The sequence below is a fragment of the Halorubrum kocurii JCM 14978 genome, assembly GCF_000337355.1.
GTDB lineage: Archaea > Halobacteriota > Halobacteria > Halobacteriales > Haloferacaceae > Halorubrum > Halorubrum kocurii.
In genome coordinates this window covers 1-5,797 of record NZ_AOJH01000024.1, presented here as the reverse complement: position 1 = coordinate 5,797, position 5,797 = coordinate 1, and the positions used below count along the sequence as shown (strand labels likewise).

Genomic DNA, 5,797 nt, shown 5'->3' with positions numbered 1-5,797 from the left:
GGGCACCTGCTGCTGCTCGACCGCTGGGACGACCTCGCCGGCGGCTCGCTGGTCGGCGGCGGGCCGCCGCCGGCCGGGGCCGGCGGGCGCGGACGGCGCAACGGCGGCCGCGAGCGTCGGGCGCCCGACCGCCACGGCGACGACCGCGACCGCCGCGCGAGCGAGAACGGACGCGGCGGGGGCCCGGAGCGACGTGACGACCGGACGAAGCGGCGAGACGGGGACGCGGACCGCCGCGGGTCCGAGGGCCGCGAGCGCAACGGCGGCTCCCCGCGGCCGATGAACGACCCGAACCCGCGTTCCGACCGCGCCGACCCGGCCGACGGAGGGTGGGGCGATGGGCGTTAGCGTTTCGGCGTCGACGGCCATCATCGTCGCGGGGCTGTTCTTCGCGTTCACGACGTTCTACCCCGTCGCAGCCAACGGGTTCGACCGCGTCAGCGACGCGCAACACGGCATGAACGACCGCGCGCTCGAACGGCAGAACACGGCGTTCGCGGTGTCGAACGCGACGTACGACGGGACCGACGAAACACTCACCGTCAACGCCACCAACGACGGCTCCGTCGGCCTCGTCGCCGGCGACGCGACGCTGCTCGTCGACAACGAGTACGTCGACGTAGGGGGACCGAACGCGACAACGAGCGTCGACGGCGACGGCGACACCGAGCTGTGGCTCGAGGGCGAGACGCTGACGGTGACGGTCGCACAGACCGACACGACCATCGAGGACGGCACCCGCGTCGTCCTCGTCGTCGAGTCCGGCATCCGCGACACGGCGACCGTGACGGAGGTGGACGCGTAGATGGCCAGCGTCCCCGTCTCGCACCTCATCCTGTTCATCGCGAGCCTCGTGATCGCGGCCGGCGTGGTCGGCACGATCACCACGGGCGTCGACCGCGTGAGCGCGGCGGTCGACGACGCCGGACTGGACGCGACCGAGCAGCTCCGGACCGACGTGACGATCATCTCCGACGCGAACGCGGGGGTGTACAACGCCAGCGACGACCAGAACGTGACCCTTCTGATAAAGAATACCGGCACCTATCGGCTCGCGCCCGACGGGTCGGGCCTCGACGTCGTCTTCGACGGCCGGTACGTCCCGCCGAGCGCGATCGACGGCAAACTCGTCTCCGCCGACGAAGGCGCGGCCTGGAGCCGCGGCGACGTGTTGCGGCTCACCATCAACGCGAACGCACTGGAGGGTTACAGCGGCGGCCTCGACGACGGCGACCACCGGGTGTACCTCACCGCCAACGGAGACGAGGAGCTGTTCCAGTTCCGCGTGGAGGGAGGGAACTGAGATGCCCCACGACAACCTCCTCTCGTTAGGGCTCGGCGAGCGCGACCGGCTGAACAAGGAGCTCGGCGGGGGGATCCCCCGCGGCAGCATCGTCCTCATGGAGGGGGATTACGGCGCCGGCAAAAGCGCCATCTCCCAGCGGTTCGCCTACGGGCTCGTCGAGGAGGGCGCGTCGGTGACGATGATGTCGACGGAGCTCACCGTTCGCGGGTTCATCGACCAGATGCATTCGCTGGAGTACGACATGGTGAAGCCGCTGTTGAAAGAGGAGTTGCTCTTCCTCCACGCCGACTTCGACTCCGGCGGGGCGTTCTCGGACGACGACGGAGAGCGAAAGGAGCTGCTCAAGCGGCTGATGGACGCGGAGGCGATGTGGAACTCCGACGTCGTCTTCCTCGACACGTTCGACGCCATCTTCCGGAACGACCCCACCTTCGAGGCGCTCGTCCGGAAGAACGAAGAGCGACAGGCCGCCCTGGAGATCATCTCCTTCTTCCGGGAGATCATCTCGCAGGGAAAGGTGGTGGTGCTCACCGTCGACCCCTCGGCCGTCGACGACGACGCGATCGGGCCGTTCCGGTCGATCGCCGACGTCTTCCTCGAGTTGGAGATGATCGAGGTCGGCAACGACATCCGTCGCCAGATCAACGTGAAACGCTTCGCGGGGATGGGCGAACAGGTCGGCGACACGATCGGGTTCTCGGTCCGGTCGGGGACCGGAATCGTCATCGAGAGCCGCAGCGTCGCCTGAACACATGGACGAGCCGACGTGCAGCCGTCCCGGTCGCCGGGACGCGACCGATCCGACAGGAGACACGGAGTAGGACATGACCGAACACGGCACAGCGAAACCGTCGGACGAGCTCCGGAAGGCAGCGATGCGGCGGCCGCACCTCCGCGAACACCTGCGGGAGTTCAAACAGATCACCGGGGAGTTCCCGCAGTTCATCGAGGAGCCGAAAGACGAGTACGAGTCGAACCGGCCCAACGTAATCTACCCCGTCGGCGGGCCGATCTACAGCCACATCTACGGCGACCTCGGGCAGGACACGAAGTACTACGCCATCGAGCCGGAGGTCTCCGGCCCGCAGGCGCAAGTGCTCAACGAGGTGAAAAACCGCCTGCTCACCGTGAGCGGCCAGCACAGCGCCCCCGACAGCGAGGCCGAGTACGACGACCTCATCGAGGAGCTGTTAGAGGAGGTCACCCACATCGACGAGCAGAACCAAGGGTTCCGCGGGAGCCTCTCGAAGGTGCTCAACATGGGGAAGCTGTCGGTCACCGAGGAAACCTACCAGAACATCCGCTACCGGCTCAACCGCGACATCGTCGGGCTGGGACCGCTCGAACCGGTGATGCGCGACCCGGCCAACGAGGACATCCACGTCATCGGTCCCAAGGAGTGCCACGTCGATCACGGCACCTTCGGGATGCTGGAGACGACCGTCGACTTCGGCACGCCACAGGAGTTCGACAACTGGCTGCGCAACATGGGCGAGCGGATCGGCGACCCGCTCTCCGACTCCGACCCGATCGTCGACTCGACCCTCCCCGACGGGTCGCGTATCAACATCATCTACTCCGACGACGTGTCGCTGAAGGGCTCCTCGCTCACGATCCGGCAGGGCGAGGAGGTGCCGCTGTCGATCAACCAGATCACCAACTGGGGGACGCTCTCGCCGCAGCTTGCGGCGTACCTCTGGCTCTGTCTGGAGAACGAGCAGACGGTGTTCGTCGTCGGGGAGACGGCGTCGGGGAAGACGACGACGCTGAACGCCATCCTCTCGTACATCCCGGACGACTCGAAGATATACACCGCGGAGGACACCGCCGAGGTCATCCCGCCGCACAGCACCTGGCAGCAGCTGCTGACCCGCGAGGGCGGCGGCGAGGGGTCCTCCGACGTCGACATGTTCGACCTGGTCGCCGCCGCGCTCCGGTCGCGCCCCGACTACATCATCGTGGGCGAGGTCCGCGGCGCCGAGGGGCGCATGGCGTTCCAGGCCGCCCAGACCGGCCACCCGGTCATGCTGACCTTCCACGCGTCCGACATCGTCTCGATGATCCAGCGGTTCACCTCCGAGCCGATCAACGTCCCGGAGACGTTCATGGACAACGCCGACGTGGCGCTGTTCCAGAACCGGGTGAAGCAGGGCGATCAGGTGTTGCGCCGGGTGACGAGCGTCCAGGAGATCGAGGGGTACTCCAAGGAGATGGAGGGGGTCGTCACCCGCGAGGTGTTCAGCTGGGACCCCGTCGAAGACGAGATCGTGTTCCAGGGGATGAACAACTCCTACGTGCTCGAAGAGCAGATCGCGACGCTGCTTGGGTACGCCGACACCCGTGACATCTACGACGACCTCGAGTTCCGCGCGGAGCTCATCGAGCGGATGATTCAGGAGGGCATCCTGGGCTACCACGAGGTGAACGACGCGATCAACTCCTTCCAGCGCGACGGCGTCGAGGGGCTCCCCTTCGACATGCACCGGAACGTCAGATAGCCATGGCGGTGAAGGAGGTCGGCAACGGGCTCGCGACCGCAGCCGAGCTGACCTCGGCCGTCATGGAGTCGTACGACAAGCTCGACATCTCGAAGCGGAAGTACGTCGGGCTCGTGTTGATCCCGGCGCTCCTCGTCTTCGCCGCGAGCGTCGTCGGCCTCTTCGTCCTCCCGCTCCCGTTCGCCGCGCGGGTCCCCGTCCCGATGTTCGGCGGGCTCGTGCTGGTGGCGGCGGTGATCTACCCGAAGATCTACCTCTCCAGTCTGGAGAATCAGATCGACAACCAGCTCCACCTCGTGATGACGCACATGACCGTGCTGTCGACGACGAACATCGACCGCATGGAGGTGTTCCGGACCTTAGCGAAAGAGGAGGAGTACGGCGTCGCCGCCGAGGAGATCGCGCGGGTCGTCCACCTCGTCGACACCTGGAACCAGAGCCTCGACGACGCGTGTCGCCGGCGGGCCGAGGAGGTCCCCTCCGACGCGATGGCCGACTTCTTCGACCGGCTCGGCTACACGATGGGCGCGGGCCAGTCGCTAGAGGAGTTCCTCGTCTCCGAGCAGGACGTCATGCTCGCCGAGTACGAGACGCTGTACGAGTCGTCGCTGTCGAACCTGGAGGTGATGAAGGACCTGTACATGTCGATGATCCTCTCGATGACGTTCGCGCTGGTGTTCGCGATCGTCCTCCCGATCCTGACCGGGAACGACCCCACCGCGACGGTGGCCGCGGTCATCGTCCTGTTCGTCTTCGTCCAGCTCGGCTTCTACGCGATGATCCGGGCGACCTCCCCGTACGACCCGATCTGGTTCCACCCGGACGAGCGCGCGCCCGGCGACCTCAAACTGTGGGCGTCGCTCGGGATCGGCGGCGGGCTCTCCTTTCTCATCATCGGGATCACCGCCGCCGGGATGTTCGGGTACGGACCGGGCCTCCCCGGGCTCCTCTTTTTCATCGACGACGTGCGGCTCCCGCTGTACCTCGCGGTGCCCATCTCGCCGCTGTTCATCACCGGCGTCGTCCTCCGCAGCGAGGAGCAGGCGATCACGGCCCGCGACGCCGAGTTCCCCTCCTTCATCCGGGCGCTCGGCGCGACCGAGAGCGCCAAGCAGTCGACGACCACCGACGTGTTGACGACGCTGCGCGACAAGAACTTCGGCGACCTCTCGCCGTCGATCGAGCGGCTCTACCGCCGGCTCAACATGCGGATCAGCACCGAGGGCGCGTGGGAGCAGTTCACTTACGACACCCGGTCGTACCTCATCCAGAAGTTCTCCGAGATGTACCTCGTCGGCCGACAGATGGGCGGCGACCCCAAGATGCTCGGCGAGCTGATCTCGAAGAACATGAACGCCGTGAACCAGCTCCGCGAGCAGCGCCGGCAGGCGGCGATGACCTTCATCGGCCTGCTGTACGGGATCACGGCGGCGGCGACGTTCGCCTTTTTCATCGGGCTGGAGATCGTCGCCATCCTCGCGGACCTGACCGCCGACTTCCAGCTCGACCAGATGGACATCGGTCAGATCGTTTACCCCGGGGCGTACGACATCCCGCTCATCGAGTACCTGCTGCTCACGGTCGTCCTCTTCAACGCCGCCCTCTCCTCGCAGATGATCCGGCGGATCGACGGCGGCAACCCCGCGAACGGGTACATCCACTTCGTCCTGCTGACGTGGCTCGGCGCGGCGACGGCGATCGTGACGCGGACGCTGGTGAACGCGATCCTGTCGATTTAAGAATCGATTCGGTATGTGGTTCGGTTATAAGTGATTCTTGACGGAGGGGTGGCCGTTTCCGGATCTTCACGTGTTTGTTTATAAACGGGTGATACTGGATCGACGGCGAACACCGCCAAAAGCCCCAGCCGCGACGACTCGCGCGGCTCGCTGTGCGCTTCAGTCGCTCACTTCGTTCGCTCCTTGCAGTGCTTGCGTCACCGTGCGTCGTCCTCGCGGCAGCGAGGCGCGAAGCGCCTCTGGAAGCCGGCGGC

General features: G+C 66.5%; 6 protein-coding genes (1 of these 6 cut by a window edge). All 6 read left to right on the top strand.

The features are described 5' to 3' along the window. A protein-coding gene (locus C468_RS02745) for a flagella accessory protein C (protein ID WP_008847348.1) crosses the window boundary here: on the top strand, window positions 1–348 show its final stretch. The gene continues 1,416 nt to the left of window position 1, outside the view; the window shows 348 of its 1,764 coding nt (coding positions 1,417–1,764); its start codon lies beyond the left edge, outside the window; its stop codon occupies window positions 346–348. Further along, the gene (locus C468_RS02740) at window positions 338–805 is read left to right on the top strand and encodes a flagellin (RefSeq protein WP_008847347.1); all 468 of its coding nucleotides are present in this window, start codon (window positions 338–340) and stop codon (window positions 803–805) included. Before C468_RS02745 ends, C468_RS02740 begins: the two co-directional genes overlap by 11 nt. Continuing rightward, on the top strand, window positions 806–1,303 hold the full coding sequence (locus C468_RS02735; RefSeq protein WP_008847346.1) for a flagellin: 498 nt from the start codon (window positions 806–808) through the stop codon (window positions 1,301–1,303). Between the two features lies 1 nt (window position 1,304). Then, window positions 1,305–2,054, top strand: coding sequence for an ATPase domain-containing protein (locus C468_RS02730; RefSeq protein ID WP_008847345.1), 750 nt, complete (start codon window positions 1,305–1,307; stop codon window positions 2,052–2,054). A gap of 76 nt (window positions 2,055–2,130) precedes the next feature. Beyond that, window positions 2,131–3,804, top strand: a complete 1,674-nt coding sequence (locus C468_RS02725; protein ID WP_008847344.1) for a type II/IV secretion system ATPase subunit — start codon at window positions 2,131–2,133, stop codon at window positions 3,802–3,804. Between the two features lie 2 nt (window positions 3,805–3,806). Continuing rightward, window positions 3,807–5,543, top strand: a complete 1,737-nt coding sequence (gene flaJ / locus C468_RS02720) for an archaellar assembly protein FlaJ (RefSeq protein ID WP_008847343.1) — start codon at window positions 3,807–3,809, stop codon at window positions 5,541–5,543. Window positions 5,544–5,797: the final 254 nt, after the last annotated feature.

Excerpts from the sequence above, each read along its gene's own strand:
- C468_RS02735 (WP_008847346.1), top strand. The coding sequence starts at position 806 with ATGGCCAGCGTCCCCGTCTCGCACCTCATCCTGTTCATCGCGAGCCTC.
- C468_RS02725 (WP_008847344.1), top strand. The coding sequence starts at position 2,131 with ATGACCGAACACGGCACAGCGAAACCGTCGGACGAGCTCCGGAAGGCA.
- flaJ (WP_008847343.1), top strand. The coding sequence starts at position 3,807 with ATGGCGGTGAAGGAGGTCGGCAACGGGCTCGCGACCGCAGCCGAGCTG.
- C468_RS02740 (WP_008847347.1), top strand. The coding sequence starts at position 338 with ATGGGCGTTAGCGTTTCGGCGTCGACGGCCATCATCGTCGCGGGGCTG.
- C468_RS02730 (WP_008847345.1), top strand. The coding sequence starts at position 1,305 with ATGCCCCACGACAACCTCCTCTCGTTAGGGCTCGGCGAGCGCGACCGG.